The organism is Stenotrophomonas bentonitica, from assembly GCF_002887735.1.
Taxonomy (GTDB): domain Bacteria; phylum Pseudomonadota; class Gammaproteobacteria; order Xanthomonadales; family Xanthomonadaceae; genus Stenotrophomonas; species Stenotrophomonas bentonitica_A.
Genome location: NZ_PKQP01000003.1, coordinates 154,270 through 174,885 on the forward strand (window position 1 = coordinate 154,270; position 20,616 = coordinate 174,885).

At 67.2% G+C, this 20,616-nt stretch carries 13 protein-coding genes; 6 read left to right on the plus strand and 7 right to left on the minus strand.

Going from position 1 to position 20,616, the window contains the following annotated elements:
• Nucleotides 1-2 precede the first annotated feature (2 nt).
• Together C0R07_RS07825 and C0R07_RS07830 are read left to right on the plus strand one after the other, a co-directional pair.
• Nucleotides 3-1,019, plus strand: coding sequence for a cupin-like domain-containing protein (locus C0R07_RS07825; protein WP_102788614.1), 1,017 nt, complete (start codon nucleotides 3-5; stop codon nucleotides 1,017-1,019).
• A gap of 216 nt (nucleotides 1,020-1,235) precedes the next feature.
• Nucleotides 1,236-2,822 (plus strand): sensor domain-containing diguanylate cyclase, encoded by a 1,587-nt coding sequence (locus tag C0R07_RS07830; RefSeq protein ID WP_070472249.1) that lies wholly within the window; start codon nucleotides 1,236-1,238, stop codon nucleotides 2,820-2,822.
• A 36-nt stretch (nucleotides 2,823-2,858) separates the two neighbouring features.
• On the opposite strand, the gene C0R07_RS07835 is transcribed toward C0R07_RS07830, so the two are convergent.
• Both C0R07_RS07835 and aceK read right to left on the minus strand, forming a co-directional pair.
• The gene (locus C0R07_RS07835; protein WP_146027592.1) at nucleotides 2,859-3,734 is read right to left on the minus strand and encodes an energy transducer TonB; all 876 of its coding nucleotides are present in this window, start codon (nucleotides 3,732-3,734) and stop codon (nucleotides 2,859-2,861) included.
• A 57-nt stretch (nucleotides 3,735-3,791) separates the two neighbouring features.
• Nucleotides 3,792-5,504 carry a bifunctional isocitrate dehydrogenase kinase/phosphatase gene (aceK, locus tag C0R07_RS07840; RefSeq protein WP_102788739.1) on the minus strand — a complete coding sequence of 571 codons (1,713 nt, stop codon included), beginning with the start codon at nucleotides 5,502-5,504 and terminating at the stop codon, nucleotides 3,792-3,794.
• A gap of 458 nt (nucleotides 5,505-5,962) precedes the next feature.
• Between aceK and C0R07_RS07845 the strand changes: the two genes are divergently transcribed.
• Nucleotides 5,963-6,583 carry a hypothetical protein gene (locus C0R07_RS07845; protein ID WP_102788616.1) on the plus strand — a complete coding sequence of 207 codons (621 nt, stop codon included), beginning with the start codon at nucleotides 5,963-5,965 and terminating at the stop codon, nucleotides 6,581-6,583.
• 91 nt (nucleotides 6,584-6,674) lie between these two features.
• Here C0R07_RS07845 and C0R07_RS07850 read toward each other — a convergent pair whose 3' ends face one another.
• From C0R07_RS07850 to C0R07_RS07870, 5 genes are all read right to left on the minus strand, one after another.
• Nucleotides 6,675-8,900, minus strand: a complete 2,226-nt coding sequence (locus C0R07_RS07850; protein WP_070472255.1) for an NADP-dependent isocitrate dehydrogenase — start codon at nucleotides 8,898-8,900, stop codon at nucleotides 6,675-6,677.
• A 304-nt stretch (nucleotides 8,901-9,204) separates the two neighbouring features.
• Nucleotides 9,205-9,708, minus strand: a complete 504-nt coding sequence (locus tag C0R07_RS07855) for a hypothetical protein (protein ID WP_070472258.1) — start codon at nucleotides 9,706-9,708, stop codon at nucleotides 9,205-9,207.
• A gap of 39 nt (nucleotides 9,709-9,747) precedes the next feature.
• A complete protein-coding gene (locus C0R07_RS07860) occupies nucleotides 9,748-10,041 on the minus strand; it encodes a LysM peptidoglycan-binding domain-containing protein (RefSeq protein WP_070426094.1) in 294 nt (97 codons plus the stop codon).
• A 185-nt stretch (nucleotides 10,042-10,226) separates the two neighbouring features.
• Nucleotides 10,227-11,045, minus strand: a complete 819-nt coding sequence (gene queF / locus C0R07_RS07865) for an NADPH-dependent 7-cyano-7-deazaguanine reductase QueF (RefSeq protein ID WP_070472261.1) — start codon at nucleotides 11,043-11,045, stop codon at nucleotides 10,227-10,229.
• Nucleotides 11,046-11,215: 170 nt separating this feature from the next.
• Nucleotides 11,216-12,547 carry a M20 family metallopeptidase gene (locus tag C0R07_RS07870; protein WP_070426096.1) on the minus strand — a complete coding sequence of 444 codons (1,332 nt, stop codon included), beginning with the start codon at nucleotides 12,545-12,547 and terminating at the stop codon, nucleotides 11,216-11,218.
• A 230-nt stretch (nucleotides 12,548-12,777) separates the two neighbouring features.
• On the opposite strand from C0R07_RS07870, the gene C0R07_RS07875 reads away from it, so the two are divergent.
• From C0R07_RS07875 to C0R07_RS07885, 3 genes are all read left to right on the plus strand, one after another.
• Nucleotides 12,778-14,016 (plus strand): efflux RND transporter periplasmic adaptor subunit, encoded by a 1,239-nt coding sequence (locus C0R07_RS07875; protein WP_070472267.1) that lies wholly within the window; start codon nucleotides 12,778-12,780, stop codon nucleotides 14,014-14,016.
• 88 nt (nucleotides 14,017-14,104) lie between these two features.
• Nucleotides 14,105-17,344, plus strand: coding sequence for an efflux RND transporter permease subunit (locus tag C0R07_RS07880; RefSeq protein ID WP_070426098.1), 3,240 nt, complete (start codon nucleotides 14,105-14,107; stop codon nucleotides 17,342-17,344).
• A 34-nt stretch (nucleotides 17,345-17,378) separates the two neighbouring features.
• Entirely contained in the window at nucleotides 17,379-20,504 is a 3,126-nt protein-coding gene (locus C0R07_RS07885; RefSeq protein WP_102788617.1) for an efflux RND transporter permease subunit, read from the plus strand.
• Nucleotides 20,505-20,616 lie beyond the last annotated feature (112 nt).

Sequence of the window (20,616 nt, forward strand, 5' to 3'; positions counted from 1 at the left end):
CGATGTCCGCCATGCCCGGCCCGATCGAGGAACTGCATGATCTGGATCCGGCGCAGCTGCACGCGCAGTTGCCCGGCTGGACCACGCCGAAGGTGATCCGCGGGCTGGTGGCCGGGTGGCCGCTGGTCGCTGCAGCGACCCGGTCCGCGCAGGCGGCGGTTGACCATCTCAAGCAGTTCGATCACGGCGCGCTGCCGGTCACTGCCACCACGGCGCCACCGGAGGCCCGGGGACGGGTGTTCTACAACGCGGACATGAGTGGCTTCAATTTCCGCCGCGAGCAGATCCCGTTGAAGGTCGTGCTCGATACCCTGCTCAAGTACGCGCCGGCACCGGCACCGCCGTCGATCTATGTGGCATCGACCACGCTGGACAGCTTCCTGCCTGGCTTCCGCCAGGCCAATGCGCTGGAACTGGGGGTGGACGATCCGCTGGCCAGCATCTGGATCGGCAACCGCTCGCGCATCGCCGCCCACCAGGACGTGCCGGACAACCTGGCCTGCGTAGCCGCCGGCCGCCGCCGCGTCACCCTGTTCCCCCCATCGCAGGTGGGCAATCTGTATATCGGGCCACTGGATTTCACGCCGGCCGGGCAGGCGGTCAGCCTGGTCGATTTCGCCGCACCGGACCTGGTGCGGTTTCCAAGCTTCAGCGCGGCACTGGCGCACGCACAGGTGGCCGAGCTGGGGCCGGGCGATGCCGTGTTCATTCCATCGCTGTGGTGGCACCACATGGAAGGGCTGGAGGCGTTCAACGTGCTGGTCAATTACTGGTGGCGGCCGGTGCCGGCGTGGATGGATGCGCCGATGAACGCATTGATGCTCTCGCTGCTGGCGCTCCGCGATCTGCCGCCGGCGCAGCGCGCGCATTGGCAGGCGATGTTCCAGCATTACGTCTTCCAGGCCGATGAACACACCACCGCGCACATCCCCGAGGCCGTACGCGGTGTGCTCGGACCACTGGACCAGGCCGGCGCCGATCACCTGCGCGGCGTACTGCGCAGGCGCCTGGAACGCTGAAGGCCGCCACCGCGGTGCCCACTTCACCCACGTGGGGGTGTAATCCGCAATAATCGCCGCCCAAAGAGTTGTTGACCGCCCGGGGGCGGGGTCGTCGAAAGGCGGGCGCGGCACGCGCACCGGTTCGGCACTGTGTCGTGCGCTCCTGACTGCTTCGCTGCTGCCGTTCCATCCGCGTGTTCCGGTTGGTGCTGCACCCTGCTGCCCGTGAACCGCATGCGCCCGTTGTCCGCCCGCCTCAACCTCGGCACGTTGATCCTTGCCCTGGCCCTGCTCAGCGCGATCATCGCCCTGGCCAACACCCTGCATGCCAGCTACCGCGTGCAGCGCGAACAGTTGATCGGCAACACGCTGGAAGCCAACCGCGTGTACGCCAGCAAGCTCGCCGAATCGACCCAGAACTTCGTGCTCTCCGCTCAGCAGCAGGTGGCCTACAGCGCCACCGTGCTCGGCCAGCGCCAGCATGATCGCCAGGCGCTGGAGGCCGAGGCCGCCCGCCTGCAACTGCAGACCAACAGCTTCAACTCGGTGTTGATCGTCGATGCCGGGGGCACCGTGCTGGCCACCTCACCGCAGAGTCTTGCCCTGCAGGGCGTGCTGCTCAACAGTGCTGGCAACCGCGACGCCCTCGCCCGGCGTGCGCCGTTCATCAGCGATCCGTACCAGTCGGCCACCGGCCGGCTGCTGGTGGCGATCTCGCACCCGATCTTCTCCGCGCAGGGCCAGTACCAGGGCTACGTCAGCGGCACCATCTACCTGCGCCAGCGCAGCATCCTGCAGTCGTTGCTGGGCAAGCACTACTACCGCGATGGTTCCTACCTGTACGTGGTCGACCGCAACGGCCGCATCCTGTACCACATCGAGCAGGACCGGGTCGGCCAGTTCGCGCTGCAGAACCCGGCCGTACAGGCAGTCACCCAGGGCCACTCGGGCGCCCAGCAGGTGCGCAATACCCATGGCGTGCAGATGCTGGCCGGGTACGCGCCGGTGCCGAGCGTTGGCTGGGGGGTGGTGGCCCAGCGGCCGACCACCGCCACGCTGGCCTCACTGTCCAAGCTGATGTCGGCGGTGATCTGGAATGCGATTCCGCTGGGCATCCTGTCGCTGCTGATCACCTGGTGGTTTGCGCGGCGCATCTCGCTGCCGCTATGGCAGCTGGCGCGCAACGTGCAGAACCGCGACACCGGCATCGCGATCCGCCACGTCACCGGTATCCGGGCCTGGTACTACGAAGTCGCCCAGCTCAAAGCCGCCCTGCTGTACAGCTTCAACCTGCTGCAGGACCGCATCGGCAAGCTCAACCGCGCCAGCATGACCGATCCCCTTACCGGCCTGCAGAACCGGCGCGGCCTGCAGCAGGGGCTGGAAGACTGGCAGGCACGCGGCCAGCCGTTCGGGATCATCGCGCTGGACATCGACCGCTTCAAAAGCATCAACGACCGCTTCGGTCATGCGGTCGGCGACGCCGTGATCCTGCGCATCGCGCAATTGATGCGCGATGGCTCACGCGACACCGATCTGCTCTGCCGCAACGGCGGCGAGGAGTTCCTGATCCTGTTGCCGGGCATCGATGCCCTCCATGCCGCGCAGGTGGCCGAGCGCCTGCGTATCCAGGTGGCCGCCGAAGTGTTCGAGCAGGTCGGCACGGTCACCGTGTCGCTGGGCGTGGCCCACTACCCGACCTATCACGATGATCCGCAGCAGGCGCTGCGGCTGGCCGACAAGGCCCTGTACATGGCCAAGGAACAGGGCCGCAACCGCACGGTGGTGTACCCGCAGCCCGGCAGTCCGGGCGTAGGATGAGGGACCGCGGGCGCGACGCCCGCGCTCCTGTTAGTCTCAGCCGCCGAGCGGCGTCAGCAGCTTCGGCGCCTTGCTGGCGGCGTCGGCCATGAACACGCCGCCGGCGGGCAGCAGGTCGGCATTGGCATCGGCGCTCAGTGCCTTGTCGCTGCGCCACGGGGCCTGCTGGTGCGGGCCGGGAATGTAGGCATCCCAGCGGCCGTAGCGCTCCACCTCATCGCTGAACGAAAATCGCACCGGCACCCGGATGGTCCAGCTCGCCTCGTCCTTCTGATCTCCGGTAGAGGGCGCCTTGAAGGTCCACTTACGTGCGGCGCCCATCGACACGCGGGCCAGCTTGTCGCGCATTTTCCGCATGTTCGCCTCGTTGGCGATCACACGAAGATTGACCTGCTCGGTGGCCACATCCAGCACCCTCCCGTCGCGCCCGACCTGTATCAGCAGCAGTACATCGCCACGCCCGCGCGCGTTGAAGACATCCTCGGGATACACCGGCGGCGTCATCTTCACCTTGGTGACGTTGTCGGTCGAGGTTTCGTCGTACGTTTCGAAATTCGCCGCCAGCAGCGTGATCAGGCCGGTGCCATCGGGGTTGTTCTTCGCACCCAGGCGGATGGTGGCCGGGGTACGTGCCTTGACGGCCTGGCCATTCACAAGCACCGGGGCGAAACGCCACGTCTTCACGGCATTTTCGACGAAGGTGACGATGGTCTCGTCGACCTGCGCGCGCTTGTCCAGACGGAACGCTTCGACCTGGCCTTCGGTGCCGATATCGATCTCGCCGGTAAGCACCATGCTGGCTTCGGCCTGCTCGCGCACCTCACGCTTGGTCTGTGCGTCCGCATCGGGGACCACGACCATGCCCACGCCGCTGAAGGCCAATGCCAGGGCAAGAATAGGGGAACAACGCATCGCACTCTCTCCTTGTGGATGCCTGACAGCGTAGCGCAGTGGGAATCGGGTGGACAATCAGGCCAGCCGCAGCGCCCCGGCGTACGGCGGGGTATCCGGAAAATCACCGGCCGCGAAACCGGCCTGCAGCCGCTGCCACCACGCCGGATCGAACAGATGCCCGAAGTGCTCGCGCACCGCCGCCAGCTCGGGCGCCGGCAGCCCCATGAACATCCAGAAGCGCTCGGGAAACACGTCCTGGGGGCCGATCTGGAACCATGGCTCGTCGGCCAGCGCTTCCTCTTCGTTGCGCGGCGCCGGCCAGGCACGGAAGGCACACTCGGTGACCAGGCACAGCTCATCGTAGTCGTAGAACACGGCACGCCCATGCCGCGACACGCCGAAGTTCTTCGGCAGCATGTCGCCGGGAAAGATGTTGTTGCGCGCCATGTCGGTGATCGCCTGCGCGTAGTCGAGCGCGGCAATGCGACGCGCCTCGGCGGTCTGCTCGCGCAGGTACAGATTGAGCGGACGGAAGCGTCGCTGCACGTAGCACAGCGCGATCACCAGTTCCTCGCCCTCCTCATGCACGCTGCCGGCGCACTGGGTCAGCAGTTCCTCGCGCAGCGCCGCGGAGAAACGCGACCGCGGGAAGCGCAGGTGCCGATAGGGCTGCGCGTCGAGCAGCCGGCCGACACGGTCCAGGTTGAATACCAGCGCATACTTCTCTTCGACCTGGTGCCGGGTCATGGTCTTGGGCCAGGCGAAACGGTCGCGGATCAGCTTGAACACCAGCGGATAGCTGGGCAGGGTGAACACCGCCATGACCATGCCGGGCGTGCCATCGGCATGCACCAGCTGCTCGCCGGGCTGGTCCTGGAAGTGACGGAAGAACGTGCGATAGCGCTCGGTCTTGCCCTGCTTGGCGCGCCCGAGCACGGTGTAGATCTCATCGACCGGCTTGCCCGGCAGCAGGCTGCGCAGGAACACCACCGCATCGCCAACGGTCGCCAGGTCGGCCTGGAAGTAGCTGCGCGAGACACCGAACAGATGCGCGAGATCGCGGCGCCGGCTCAGCACCGCATCGACGCGCAGGCCGCGCTCGTCATGGACCAGTGCGATCACGCAGGGCGAGAAGCGATGCTCGCCGAAGACGCGCCCCACCAGATAGGCGCGGCGCTCACGGTAGAACACCGTATCGAGCAGTTCGATGCTGCGCACCGGGTAATCCCCCCAATGTGCCAGATCGTCCTGCAGGCGCACGGCCACCGCCGCGGCGCAGCGCAGCTGGTGTGCATACGGCACATCGAACCGATAGTCGCCGAGCACGCGCATGAACGCGTCCGCCGGGCGCGTGGGAGAGAGCGTGTAGCTGTGTCGCGCGACCGGATGGGTAATGGCATCGGACGGCTCCACGTCCATCGCCATGAACTCGATCGCACCGTCCACACCGCGGGTGGCGAACACCCGCCGCGCCAGCGTGTTGTAGAAGGTCTTGTAGAGCTCGGCGTCGATCAAGCCGGCCAGCAGTGCAGCGTAGGCGGGGCGTATGCGCAGCCACAGCGCGCGCTCACCGATGTCCGCGCCCGCTGCGCGGCGCAGGGCATCGACGGGCCCGGCGATGCACAGGTCGTACAGCCCGATGCGCTCCACGGCGTCCTGCCGGGCTCCGGCCCAGTCCCTCTGTTCGAAACGCTGGCGCGCGCGCCGGCTGATCGCCGCGAAGCGCGCATGGTAGTCCTCGAAGCCATCGCGGATCAGCCGCGCGAGCGCGTCCGGCGTCGCGTTCATGCGACGCCCCGGACGGAGCAATGATGGAACCGGCAGGAACAGCAGGCGCATGCAGCCACTTCCAGAGGACCTGCCGCCACCATACGGCAGCGACTGGGCGGTTGCCCAGTCGGCGCAGGTGTGCACCCGGGTTCCGGGGTAGAGTCGCCCCATCAACCATCAACTATCGAACAGGGGCAGTGATGACGACAGGCCGTCGCAGGACAGTGTGGGCGGGCGCCTTGTTGCTGGCGGCAATACTGATAGCCGTGTTCTGGGGCCAACGTGACCCGTCACGGGCATCGCAGACCATGGCAGGACCTTCTTCGACACCTGCGCTGTCCGCGGAGGCTGTCGCTCCAGCCCCTCATGCGCTTAAGTCTGGACCACTCGCGGCCGGCTTCGAAGATGCCACCCGCAGAGAGTTCGAACGTGTCAGCGCTGCGGCCGGAGGCGGTGATGTCCACGCGCAGCGTCGGTTGGCCGAGCTGTACGAGAAGTGTTTTCTGGTGAACCTCCGGCGTGCGTCCTATCTCGAGGGCGTCGAAAGCGCGGCCAGGGTGCATCCGGATCCAGATGCCGCGCAGCAGATGCGCCTGACCGGCGAACGTGTTTTCGCGCAATGTGGCGGTGTGGATGGCGGGCAGGTGATTCCACTTGACGCCATGCTGGCTTGGCGCGAGCAGGCCGCACGCCAGGGTGATCTTGCTTCGCAGCTTTGGTTGCGTCTTCGCCAGACCGCTACGGCACCTCTCACGCCGGCGGAGTATGGCCAGTTGATGGAGCAGGTCATTGCGGGCGACGACGCGACGGCGATGGCGTATCTGGGGGCCCTTGCTCAGGGAGCCGCTGCGACGGGAGCCGCGGGTGGAGATCCGCTCATCACCGGATTGGCGTGGCAGATCACCGCCTGCCAACGTGGACTTGCCTGCGGGGTGGGAAGTGAATTGATGGATGCGCTGTGCTTCAACACGGGTGCCTGCACGGAGACAGATGGCACCGTCGTCCTGCGTTTGATGGCCGCAGAGCAGCAGGCTGCGCTGGATGCGGAGATCGCCCTCCTCTCGACCCAGCTTGGCCGCCGTCCCGGCCGCCAGTGAACTGCCGCCCGATCAGAACCAATCACCCATAAAAAAACCCGCGCCGGAGCGCGGGTTCTTCATCGATCACCGCAGTGGCGGGACCGTTGCCTTACAGCGCAGCCAGCGCGCTGTTGAAGGTGCTGCTGGGGCGCATCGCGGCGCTGGCCTTGGCCACGTCCGGGCGGTAGTAGCCACCGATATCGACCGCCTTGCCCTGCACCGCGGCCAGCTCACCGACGATGGCCTGCTCGTTGTCGGCCAGTGCCTTGGCCAGTGGCGCGAAACGGGCCTTCAGCGCGGCATCGTCGTCCTGCGCGGCCAGGGCCTGGGCCCAGTACAGCGCGATGTAGAAGTGGCTGCCGCGGTTGTCGATGCCACCGAGCTTGCGCGACGGCGACTTGTCGTTGTCCAGGAACTGGCCGTTGGCCTGGTCCAGGGTCTTGGCCAGCACGGTGGCACCGGCGTTGTCGTAACGGTTGCCCAAGTGTTCCAGCGAAGCGGCCAGGGCGAGGAACTCACCGAGCGAATCCCAGCGCAGGTAATCCTCTTCCACGAACTGCTGCACGTGCTTGGGGGCCGAACCACCGGCACCGGTCTCGAACAGGCCACCACCGGCCATCAGCGGCACGATGGAGAGCATCTTGGCGCTGGTGCCCAGCTCCATGATCGGGAACAGGTCGGTCAGGTAGTCGCGCAGCACGTTGCCGGTCACCGAGATGGTGTCCTCACCCTTGCGGATGCGGTCCAGCGAGAAGGCGGTCGCTTCCACCGGGGCCAGGATGCGGATGTCCAGGCCGTTGGTGTCGTGGTCCTTCAGATAGGTCTCGACCTTGGCGATCACCTGTGCGTCGTGCGCGCGGTTGGCATCCAGCCAGAACACCGCAGGGGTGTTGCTCAGGCGGGCGCGGTTGACGGCGAGCTTCACCCAGTCCTGGATCGGCGCATCCTTGGTCTGGCACATGCGCCAGATGTCACCGGTCTGCACGGCGTGCTCGAACACCACCTTGCCGGCCTCGTCGGTGACGCGCACGGTGCCGTCAGCCGGGATCTGGAAGGTCTTGTCGTGCGAGCCGTATTCCTCGGCCTTCTGCGCCATCAGGCCCACGTTGGGCACCGAGCCCATGGTGGCCGGGTCGAAGGCACCGTGGGTGCGGCAATCGTCGATTACCGCCTGGTACACGCCGGCGTAGCAACGGTCCGGAATGACGGCCTTGGTGTCCTGCAGCTTGCCGTCGGCGTTCCACATGCCACCGGAGTCGCGGATCATCGCCGGCATCGAGGCGTCGACGATCACGTCGCTGGGCACGTGCAGGTTGGTGATGCCCTTGTCCGAATTGACCATGGCCAGGCCCGGGCGCTTGCCGTACTCGGCAGCCAGGTCGGCCTTGATCGCTTCCTGGGTCGCTTCGGGCAGCTGCGGCAGGCGCGCGGACAGATCGCCGATGCCGTTGTTCGGATCGAAACCGGCCTGCTTGAGCACGTCGGCGTGCTTGGCCAGCACGTCCTTGTAGAACTCCTCGACGACGACGCCGAACATGATCGGGTCGGAGACCTTCATCATGGTGGCCTTCAGATGCAGCGAGAACAGCACGCCCTTGGCCTTGGCATCGGCGATCTGCGCCTGCACGAACGAGGCCAGCGCATTGCGGCTCATCACGGCGGCATCGACGATTTCACCGGCCTTGACCGCGGTCTTTTCCTTGAGCACGACGCTGCTGCCGTCGGCCTTGAACAGTTCGATCTTCAGGCTGCCGGCGTTGGCCAACGTGGCCGACTTCTCGCTGCCGTAGAAGTCACCGCCATCCATGTGCGCAACGTGCGACTTGGAGTCCTTGGACCACTTGCCCATGCGGTGCGGGTGCTTGCGGGCGTAGTTCTTGACCGACAGCGGCGCGCGGCGATCGGAGTTGCCTTCGCGCAGCACCGGATTCACTGCACTGCCCTTGACCTTGTCGTAGCGCGCCTTGATGTCGCGCGAGACGTCGTCGGTCGGCACGTCCGGGTAGTTCGGCAGCGCGAAGCCCTGGTCCTGCAGTTCCTTGATCGCGGCCTTGAGCTGCGGCACCGAGGCGCTGATGTTGGGCAGCTTGATGATGTTCGCATCCGGGGTGGTCGCCAGCTGGCCCAGTTCGGCCAGGTGGTCGGCCTCTTTCTGGTCATCCTTCAGGTAATCCGGGAACAGGGCCAGGATGCGGCCGGACAGCGAGATGTCGCGGGTTTCCACGGCGATGCCGGCGGTGGCGGTGTAGGCCTCGACGATCGGCAGCAGCGACTGCGTGGCCAGGAACGGGGCTTCATCGGTGAGCGTGTAGAGAATCTTGGGCGTGTTCGACATGGGGGATCAGGGCTCTCTTGCAGATCTCGTGAATGATGGCCGGCGGCAATGCCGGGCCGCGTGCAACCGTGTCGCGTGCAGGGCCTGGCACAGCGGGCCCGCACTTTCCCCGGGGACCGCGCCGACCAACGGCGCGCACGGCGGGAAACCCCCGCATTGTCGCGTTTTCAGCCCCCCGGAGCAAAGCCATCCCATACGCAAACGTACTGGAACGCTGTGGTCCGGCAGGCGCCCATAAAAAAGACGCAGCCTCGCGGCTGCGTCCATCGTGAGCCTGTTGCCGGGAGAGAGTCGGCGTCTAGGCTTACTTGACCTCAAACTCCTGCGGCGATCCAGCCGCCTTACCATCTACCGTGACTTCCGCGCGGTACTTGCCCGCCGGCCAGCCATTGGCATTCTTGAAGGAGATGTTGGTGGTCTCGGCACCGGTGGTATTGACCACCTGGTTCTGCTCGCCGGCGACCTGCCCGTTCTGGAAGGTCAGCTTGGCCGCGACGTTGGCGTTGTTGGCGCTGCCGTCCGTGCGGATCGAGACGATGATGTCGTCCTTCGGCGCGAACAATGCGGCCGAGGTGACGGTCTTGTCCGCCGCAGCGCTCTTGCCGACGGTGACGGTCGAAACGGTCACGCCGGTGGCAGCGGTCATCGGCTGCGGCGCGGCTTCGGTCATCGGAGCCGGCGCGGCAGGCGCGGTCGCCGCCGGCTGTGCGTTGTTATCGGCGGTGTCTTCTTTCTTCTTGCAGCCAGCCAGGGCTACGGTGGCCAGAAGCGCAGCGAGAACGGCAGTACTGATGGACGACTTCTTCATGGAGATTGCTCCCTGTGTGATGGTGGGCAGTAAAGTGGATCAGGCTTTGGGCGGCAGTTTCAGGGTCTGGCCGGGCTGGATCTTGTCCGGATCGTCCAGCACGTCGCGGTTGGCCTCGAAGATGCGCTTCCACGCATTGGCATCGCCCAGTTCCTGCTTGGCGATCTTCGAGAGCGAATCGCCCTTCTGCACCGTGTAGGTGCCTCCTACCTTCTCCGCGGTGGTATCCACCGAGGCGGTCACACCCGAGAAATCGACCTGATCGACTTTCTGCGCGGTGGTGTCAACGCTGGCGCTGACACCGGAAAAGTCGACTTTCTTATCGGTACTCATCCATACACTCCCGTCTTGATTGACGACATGGGAGGCACGGTGTCACAGCCCTTGTTAATGGGGCATGGCGTGGATGTGAAGGCGCGCGGAACGGCTACCGGCGGCCACGTTGCCCGGGGGTAGAGCCACCCCATGGGTGGCTGCGCGTGGTGCCGGGTTCCGGGGCAGCGACCCGTGGGGTCGCTCTACTGGCGCAGGTCGCGGACGGTGCGGGCCGGCAGTTCGATGCCCGGGCTGGCCCGCCACGGGTTGATGTCCAGCCCGCCGCGCCGGGTGTAGCGCGCTTCCACTTCCAGCCACTGTGGCTGGCAGCGCTGGGTGATCTCGCTGAAGATCCGCTCAACGCACTGCTCATGGAACTCGGCGTGTTCGCGGTAGCTGATCAGGTACTTCAGCAAGCCGTCGCGGTCGATCTTCGGGCCGCGGTAGCGCACGCTGACACTGGCCCAGTCCGGCTGGCCGGTGACCGGGCAGTTGGACTTGAGCAGCGCCGAACTCAATGTCTCGGTGACCACGTCATCGGCATAGGCGAACAGGAATTCCGGCGCCGGTGGGCCGTAGCGCTCGATGGCCACGTCGCGCTCGTCCAGCGATTCGCCCTCGGCGTCTTCCACCAGCGGTGGCACCCCGAACACGACCGTCACCACCGCCCCCGCACAGGCCGACAGATCGCGCGTGATGCACAGGCGCGCAGCCGCGTCATCGTCGAAGCGCGTGCTGTTGAGCGAATTGAGGTACAGCTTGAATGACTTGGATTCGATCAGGTTCGGCGAGGTGCACGGCACGCTGACCGTGGCCACCGCCACGCGCGGCTTGCCGCGCCCGTCCAGCCAGCTCAGCTCATAGGCCTGCCAGCGGTCATGGCCGACGAACGGCAGCGCCGCCTCGTCCAGGCCGATCTCTTCGCGGGCGCCGCGGCGCGGGATGGGGAAAAGCAGGCCGGGATCGTACTGCGACGGGTAAGCCACCTCGCGACCGAGGCTGGAGTCCTGGGGGGTATTCATGCCGCCATTTTACGCCGGTAGGCGCGCGGCGTCCGCCGGCGAAAACGAACGGACCCGGCGGCCGGGTGGTTGCATCCCCAGTCGGGGGGAGGATCGGAACCCTCCCGCCCGTGCCGGTTTTCGCCCCGGCCAGCGGCCGGGACCTGCCGTCTACCAGCCGTCCGCTGGCTTCAGCCCGCGCCAGGCGCCGCAGCCGGCGTCCCATTGAGGTAATCCAGGCTCACCTGCAGCAGCGCGCGCAGGCCCACATCGAGCGCCTTCTCATCGAGCAGGAACTTCGGCGAATGGTTGGCCGGCGCCGTGGCCGGATCGATCCCCTCGCCGGTCGAGCCGACGAAGAAGAACATGCCCGGCACCTGCTGGGCATACAGCGAGAAGTCCTCGGCGCCCATCTGCAGCGGCGGCTCGTAGACATTGCCTTCGCCCACCACGGCCTGCAGGCTCGGCAGCATCCGCGCGGTCAGGGCCGGGTCGTTGACCGTGGCCGGGTTGCCTTCGGATTCGTAGATCTCGGTTTCCGCCTTGGCCCCGTGCGCGGCCGCGGTGTGCTCGGCCACGTTGCGCAGGTCGGCGAAGATCTGCTGGCGCATGCCCTCGTCGAAGGTGCGGATGGTGCCGACCATCTCCACTTCATCGGGAATGATGTTGTAGCGGATGCCGCCCTTGATCGCACCGAAGGTCACCACCGCCGGCTGCTTGGACAGGTTGGCGCGGCGGCTGACGATGGTCTGCGCGGTGCCGACCAGGTCGGCCGTGGCCACGATCGGGTCCACCCCGTTCCACGGGGCCGAGCCATGGGTCTGGCGGCCGATCACCTTGATCCCGAACCGGTCCGAGGCCGCCATCAGCGGGCCGCCGCGCACCGCGATCTGGCCCGCGGGCACGCTGGAGAACACATGCAGGCCGAACACTGCCTCGGGCTTGAAGTCCTTGAACAGGCCTTCCTTGAGCATCAGCGCCGCACCGCCCTCTTCCGGCGGCGGCGCGCCTTCTTCGGCAGGCTGGAAAATCAGCATCACTTCGCCGGGCAGGTTCGCGCGCATCTTCACCAGCGCGTCGGCCACGCCCAGCAGGGTGGCGGTGTGGGCATCGTGGCCGCAGGCGTGCATTACCCCGACGGTCTCGCCGCGGTAGGTGCTGGTGGCCTTGGAGGCGAACGGCAGGCCGGTCTGTTCGGTCACCGGCAGGGCGTCCATGTCCGCGCGCAGGGCGATCCGCGGGCCGGGCTTGCCACCCTTGATGATGGCCACCACGCCATGATGGGCGATGCCGGTCTGCGGCTTCAGGCCCATCGCGCGCAGGCGCTCGGCGACCTTGGCCGAGGTGCGTTCCTCGCGGTTGGACAGCTCCGGGTGCTGGTGGAAATCGCGGCGCCAGTCGATCACCTGGGCCTTGAGGCGGGTCGCGGCGGCCGCCACTTCGGGGCGTTCGGCGGGGGCGGCGGCGGCCAGGCCGGGGGTGGCCAGCAGCAGGGCGGACATCAGCAGCGACAGACGGGGCATTGCAGGTCTCCACGGGGCAGGACAACGGTCGAACCTGAATGTAGGGCATCCGGAACCGCCGCGGTGTAACTTTCTGCCCCGGCGAACGTTCATGGGGGAACCTCACCCGTCACATCCGGTCTGATCGCCCGTCCCATCCGTCATGCATGAAAGGCCACGGGCGACGAGTATGCTTTGCGCCTAGCCAACCGGGGCCCCCGCCCTCCGCCAGCCCCCTCAGGAGTTATTGAATGTCGCGTTTCTGGAAGATCGTGCTGCTGGTGGTCGCAGTGCTGGTGGTTGCCGTCGTGGGTGTGCGCCTGATGGGCGGCAAGAAGGGAGACGCGGCAGGTCCGGCAGCCGAAGGGCGGCAGGGCGGTGATCCGGCCAACGCAGGCCCGGTGCCGGTCACGGTGATCGAGGCAGCGCGCCAGGACGTGCCGGTCTATGCAAGCGCACTGGGCACGGTCGCGGCGATGAACACCGTCACCGTGAGCCCGCAGGTCGGCGGCCAGTTGATCAGCCTGAACTTCAAGGAAGGCCAGGAAGTGAAGAAGGGCGACCTGCTCGCCCAGATCGATCCGCGCACCCTGCAGGCCAGTTACGACGAAGCCGCGGCGGCCAAGCGCCAGAACCAGGCCCAGCTCGCCACCGCCCGCTCCAACTACCAGCGCTCGAACTCGGCCGAGTACCGCCAGTACGTGGCCAAGACCGACCTGGATACCCAGCGCAACCAGGTGGCCCAGTTTGAAAGTGCCGTGGCGGCCAACGAAGCCAGCATGCGCGCCGCCCAGGTGCAGCTGCAGTACACCCGCGTGACGGCGCCGATCTCGGGCATCGCCGGTATCCGTGCGGTCGATGCCGGCAACATCGTCAGCGCCGGCACCGCGCTGGTGACCCTGACCCAGATCCACCCGATCCACGTCGTGTTCAATCTGCCCGAGCGTCAGCTGCCCGCCGTCCGCCAGGCCCAGGCCGCCGGCGCGGTGGCCATCGCCGCGCTGGACCGCAACGATGCGCACGTACTGACCGATGGCGGCAAGCTGGACGTGGTCGACAACCAGATCAGCAGCGACAGCGGCACCTTCCGCGCGCGCGCCCTGTTCGACAACGAAGACAATTCGCTGTGGCCGGGCCAGTTCGTCAACGTCCGCATGCAGCTGCGCACCATCGCCGGCGGCGTCGTCATCCCGACCCAGGCCGTGATGCGTGGCCCGGACGGCGAGTACGTCTACATCGTCAAGCCGGACAGCACGGTGGCCATGCAGACGGTCAAGAGCGGTGTGGAAGTCGGCGACAGCCAGGTGCAGATCACCGAGGGCCTGAAGGGCGGCGAACGGGTCGTGAGCGAAGGCCAGTTCCGGCTCAAGCCGGGCGCCAAGGTCACCGCGCTCAAGCCCGGCGAAACCCCGGCCGCACCGACCGAAGCCGAGCTCAAGGCCGCCCAGCAGCAGGGTGGCGGTGGACGCCGCGGTGGCGGTCCGCGCTGATCGCGCCCGCCCTGTGTACCTGACGCCGGCCCAAGCGCCGGCGTTCGCCTGATCCAACGCAGCACGACGCACCAGCAAGGACCCGCCCGTGGGCTTTTCGACGATTTTCATCCGCCGCCCGATCGCCACCTCGCTGCTGATGGCAGGCCTGCTGCTGCTCGGCATCCTCGGTTACCGCCAGCTGCCGGTGTCGGCGCTGCCCGAGATCGATGCGCCCAGCCTGGTCGTGACCACCCAGTACCCCGGCGCCAACGCGGTCACCATGGCCTCGCTGGTGACCACGCCGCTGGAGCGCCAGTTCGGACAGATTTCCGGGCTGGAGATCATGACCTCCGATTCGTCGGCGGGGCTGTCCACGATCATCCTGCAGTTCTCGATGGACCGCGACATCGACATCGCCGCGCAGGACGTGCAGGCCGCGATCCGCCAGGCCACCCTGCCCTCCTCGCTGCCATACCAGCCGGTCTACAACCGGGTGAACCCGGCTGACGCGGCCATCGTCACCCTCAAGCTCACCTCCGACACGCGCCCGCTGCGCGACGTCAACAATTACGCCGACTCCATCCTCGCCCAGCGCCTGTCGCAGGTGCAGGGCGTAGGCCTGGTCTCGATCGCCGGCAACGTGCGCCCGGCCGTGCGCATCCAGGTCAACCCGGCGCAGCTGTCCAACATGGGCCTGACCCTGGAAGACCTGCGCAGCGCGCTGACTCAGGCCAACGTCAACGCGCCCAAGGGCTCGCTCAACGGCAAGACCCAGTCCTACTCGATCGGCACCAATGACCAGCTGACCAGTGCTGCCGAGTACCGCGACACCATCATCAGCTACAAGAACGGCCGCCCGGTGCGCCTGTCCGATGTCGCCAACGTGGTCGATGGCGTGGAGAACGACCAGCTGGCCGCGTGGGCCGATGGCAAGCCGGCGGTGCTGCTGGAAGTGCGCCGCCAGCCCGGTGCCAACATCGTGCAGACCGTCGAGCGCATCCGTACGCTGCTGCCGCAGTTGCAGAACGTGCTGCCGGCCGACGTGCACCTGGAGATCTTCAACGACCGGACCGAGACCATCCGCGCCTCGGTGCATGAAGTGCAGTTCACCCTGATCCTGACCATCGGCCTGGTGGTGGCGGTGATCTTCGTGTTCCTGCGCCGCCTGTGGGCCACCATCATTCCCTCGGTGGCGGTGCCGCTGTCGCTGGCCGGCACCTTCGGTGTGATGGCGTTCGCCGGGATGTCGCTGGACAACCTCTCGCTGATGGCGCTGGTGGTGGCCACCGGCTTCGTGGTCGACGATGCGATTGTGATGATCGAGAACATCGTGCGTTACATCGAACAGGGCAAGAGCGGGCCGGAAGCGGCCGAGATCGGCGCGCAGCAGATCGGCTTCACCGTGCTCTCGCTGACGATTTCGCTGGTGGCGGTGTTCCTGCCGCTGCTGCTGATGCCCGGCGTCACCGGGCGCCTGTTCCATGAGTTCGCCTGGGTGCTGAGCATCGCGGTGACGCTGTCGATGCTGATCTCGCTGACGCTCACCCCGATGATGTGCGCCTACCTGCTCAAGCCCGACGCGCTGCCTGAAGGCGAGGATGCGCACGAGCGTGCCGCCGCGGCCGGCAAGACCACCGTGTGGTCGCGCACCGTCGGCCTGTACGAGCGCAGCCTGGACTGGGTGCTGGATCACCAGCCGCTGACCCTGGCCGTCGCCGCCGGTGCGCTGGTGCTGACCGTGGTGCTGTACATCGTGATCCCCAAGGGCCTGCTGCCCGAACAGGACACCGGCCTGATCACCGGCGTAGTCCAGGCCGACCAGAACATCGCCTTCCCGCAGATGGAGCAGCGCACCAAGGCCGTGGCCGAAGCCCTGCGCAGTGATCCGGCGGTGACCGGCGTGTCCGCCTTCATCGGCGCCGGCACCATGAACCCCACGCTCAACCAGGGCCAGCTGTCGATCGTGCTCAAGGAGCGCGGCGACCGCGATGGCCTGGATGAGATCCTGCCGCGCCTGCAGAAGGCCGTGGCCGGCATCCCCGGCGTGGCGCTGTACCTCAAGCCGGTGCAGGACGTCACCCTGGATACCCGCGTGGCGGCCACCGAGTACCAGTACTCGCTGTCGGACGTGGACAGCGCGCAGGTCGCGCTGCAGGCCACCCGCCTGACCGAAGCGCTGCGCCAGCGCCCGGAACTGGCCGACGTGGACAACAACCTGTCCAACCAGGGCCGCGCGCTGGAACTGACCATCGACCGCGACAAGGCCAGCGTGCTCGGCGTGCCGATGCAGACCATCGACGACACCCTGTACGACGCCTTCGGCCAGCGCCAGATCTCCACCATCTTCACCGAGCTCAACCAGTACCGCGTGGTGCTGGAAGTGGCGCCGGAATTCCGCACCAGCACCGCGCTGATGAACCAGCTGGCGGTGGCCTCCAACGGGGCCGGTGCATTGACCGGCAGCAACGCCACCAACTTCGGTCAGGTCACCTCGTCCAACTCGTCCACGGCCACCGGCATCGGCGCGCAGAACACCGGTATCCCGGTCGGTGCGGGCAACATCATTCCGCTGGCCGCGCTGGCCGAAGGCAAGGTCACCAGCACCCCGCTGGTGGTCAGCCACCAGCAACAGCTGCCGGCGGTCACGGTGTCGTTCAACATCGCGCCGGGCTACTCGCTGTCCGATGCGGTCAAGGCGATCGAGGAAACCAAGGCCGGCCTGAACATGCCCTCGCAGGTGCATGCGCAGTTCATCGGCAAGGCGGCCGAGTTCACCGGCAGCCAGACCGACGTGGTGTGGCTGCTGCTGGCCTCGCTGGTGCTGATCTACATCGTGCTGGGCGTGCTGTATGAAAGCTACATCCACCCCTTCACCATCATCTCCACCCTGCCGCCGGCCGGTGTCGGCGCACTGTTGGCACTGATGGTGTGCGGGTTGCCGCTGTCGGTGGATGGCATCGTCGGCATCGTGCTGCTGATCGGCATCGTCAAGAAGAACGGCATCATGATGGTCGACTTCGCGATCGAGGCACGCCGCACCGGGGCCAACGCGCATGAAGCGATCCGCCGCGCCTGCCTGCTGCGCTTCCGCCCGATCATGATGACGACCGCCGCGGCCATGCTCGGCGCGCTGCCGCTGGCGCTGGGCACCGGCATCGGCTCGGAGCTGCGCCGCCCCCTGGGCATCGCCATCGTCGGCGGCCTGCTGCTGTCGCAGCTGGTCACGCTGTACACCACGCCGGTGATCTACCTGTACATGGAGCGCTTCTCCGAGCGCCTGCGCCAGCGCCGCGAACAGCGCGCGCTGCGTCACGGCCATGGCCCGGTGCAGGAGCCGCAGGCGTGATGATGAGCACCGCAGACCGCTGCGGAGGCGTTCGATGAACATCTCCGGCCCGTTCATCCGCCGCCCGATCGGCACCGCCCTGCTGGCCATCGGCCTGTTCGTGGTGGGCGTGATCTGCTACCTGCAGCTGGGCGTGTCGGCACTGCCGAACATCCAGATCCCGGTGATCTTCGTGCACGCCAACCAGGCAGGCGCGGACGCCACGACGATGGCCTCCACGGTGACCGCGCCGCTGGAGCGCCACCTCGGCCAGCTGCCCGGCATCGACCGCATGCGCTCGTCCAGCTCCGAAGGCAGCTCGCTGGTCTTCATGATCTTCCAGAGCGACCGCGACATCGACTCGGCCGCGCTGGACGTGCAGACCGCGATCAACTCCGCCCAGTCCGACCTGCCCGCCGGGCTGGGCACGCCGATGTTCCAGAAGGCGAACCCGAACGACGACCCGGTCATCGCGATCGCACTGACCTCCGAAACGCAGTCGGCCGACGACCTCTACAACGTGGCCGATTCACTGCTGGCCCAGCGCCTGCGCCAGATCACCGGCGTTTCCTCGGTGGATATCGCCGGCGCCTCCACGCCGGCGGTGCGGGTGGACGTCAACCTGCGCCTGATGAATGCCCTCGGCCTGACCGCCGATGACCTGCGCAATGCGGTACGCGCGGCCAACGTGACCTCGCCGACCGGCTTCCTCACCGATGGCAACACCACCACCGCGATCATCGCCAACGACTCGGTGGCGCGCGCCGCTGATTTCGCCCAGCTGGTGATCAAGACCGCCGACGATGGCCGCGTGATCCGCCTGCAGGACATCGCCAACGTCTACGACGGGCAGCAGGACGCTTACCAGGCCGCGTGGTTCAACCACAAACCGGCGGTGGTGATGTACGTGTTCACCCGCGCCGGCGCCAACATCGTGGAAACCGTGGACCGGGTGAAGGCGCAGATCCCGACCCTGCGCGACTACCTCGAACCGGGTACCACGCTCACCCCGTATTTCGACCGCACCCCGACCATCCGCTCGTCGCTGCATGAAGTGCAGATCACCCTGCTGATCGCGCTGGCCATGGTGGTGCTGACCATGGCGCTGTTCCTGCGCCGGCTGGCCCCGACCCTGATCGCGGCGGTGACCGTGCCGCTTTCACTGGCCGGCGCGGCGCTGGTGATGTACGTGCTGGGCTTCACCCTGAACAACCTGAGCCTGCTGGCGCTGGTGATCGCGATCGGCTTCGTGGTCGACGATGCGATCGTGGTGATCGAGAACATCATGCGCCACCTCGACGAAGGCATGCCGCGCATGCAGGCCGCCCTCACTGGCGCGCGCGAGATCGGCTTCACCATCGTCTCGATCACCGCCTCACTGGTGGCGGTGTTCATTCCGCTGCTGTTCGCCGAAGGCATGATGGGCGCGTTCTTCCGCGAGTTCACCGTCACCCTGGTGGCGGCCATCGTGGTCTCGATGATCATCTCGCTGACGCTGACCCCGGCGCTGTGCAGCCGCTTCCTGAGCGCACATGCCGACGCCGGTGCGCCGAGCCGTTTCGGCCGCCTGCTCGATGCCGGCCACGACCGCATGCTGCGGATCTACGTGAAGCTGCTGGATTTCTCGCTGCGCCACGCGCTGCTGCTGTCGCTGACCCCGCTGCTGCTGATCGGCGCGACGGTGTTCCTGTTCGGTGCGGTCAAGAAGGGCGCGTTCCCGCCCCAGGACACCGGCCTGATCTGGGGCCGCGCGAATTCCAGCGCCACGGTCTCGTTCGAAGACATGGTCAACCGCCAGCGCCGCATCACCGACATGCTGATGGCCGACCCGGCGGTGAAGACCGTGGGTGTGCGCCTGGGCAGTGGCCGCCAGGGCTCGAGCGCGCAGTTCAACGTTGAGCTGAAGTCGCGCAAGGACGGACGCCGCGAGACCACCGCGCAGGCTCTGGCCCGCCTGAGCGCCAAGGCCGATCGTTACCCCGACCTGCAGCTGCGCCTGCGCGCCATCCAGGATCTGCCCAGCAACGACGGCGGTGGTGCCAGCCAGGGCGCGCAGTACCGCGTCTCGCTGCAGGGCAACGACCTGGCCCAGCTGCAGGAGTGGCTGCCCAAGCTGCAGGCCGCGCTGAAGAAGAACCCGAAGCTGGCCGATGTCGGCACCGACGTGGACGCCGCCGGCCTGCGCCAGAACATCGTGATCGACCGGGCCAAGGCCGCCCGCCTGGGCGTGTCGGTCGGTGCCATCGACGGCGCGCTGTACGGCGCCTTCGGCCAGCGCCAGATCTCCACGATCTACTCGGACATCAACCAGTACAGCGTGGTTGTCAACGCCCTGCCGGAGCAGACCGCGACACCGGGCGCGCTGGACCAGATCTACGTACGCGCCGGCAATGGCGAGATGGTGCCGATCACCGCGGTGGCCGAGCAGGTACCGGGCCTGGCACCGTCGCAGATCACCCACGAGAACCAGTACACCACGATGGACCTGAGCTACAACCTCGCCCCCGGCACCAGCATGGGCGAGGCCAAGGCCATCATCGACAGCACCGTCAACGGCATGCGCATGCCCGGCGACATCCGCCTGGCCGACGACGCCGGGTTCGGCTTCGATTCGGACCCGATGGCGATGCTGATCCTGGTGATGGCGGCGATCATTACCGTGTACCTGGTGCTGGGCATGCTGTACGAGAGCCTGATCCACCCGGTCACCATCCTCTCCACGCTGCCGGCAGCCGGTGTGGGTGCGCTGCTGGCGCTGTACGGCACCAACACCGAACTGTCGGTGATCTCGATGATCGCGCTGGTGCTGCTGATCGGCATCGTCAAGAAGAACGCGATCATGATGATCGACTTCGCGGTGGTGGCGCAGCGCGAGCATGGCAAGACGCCGCTGGAAGCCGCCCGCGAAGCCAGCATCGTGCGCTTCCGCCCGATCATGATGACCAGCATGGTGGCGATCCTGGCCGCGGTACCGCTGGCCATCGGCCTGGGCGAAGGCTCCGAGCTGCGCCGCCCGCTGGGCATCGCGATGATCGGTGGCCTGCTGTTCTCGCAGAGCCTGACCCTGCTCAGCACCCCGGCGCTGTACGTGATCTTCTCGTGCCTGCGCGAGCGCTGGGTGGCCCGTCGGGCGCGGCGCCGCGAGAAGCGCGCCCTGAAGCGCAGCGCCATCGCCCGGTAGGTACCGACCGTTGGTCGGAACCTGCGTTGGGCCCCGGCCGCGTTACGGCGTGACGACCAACGGTCGTCACCTACCGATGCCGCGTCGCATCCCGGTAGGTACCGACCTTGGT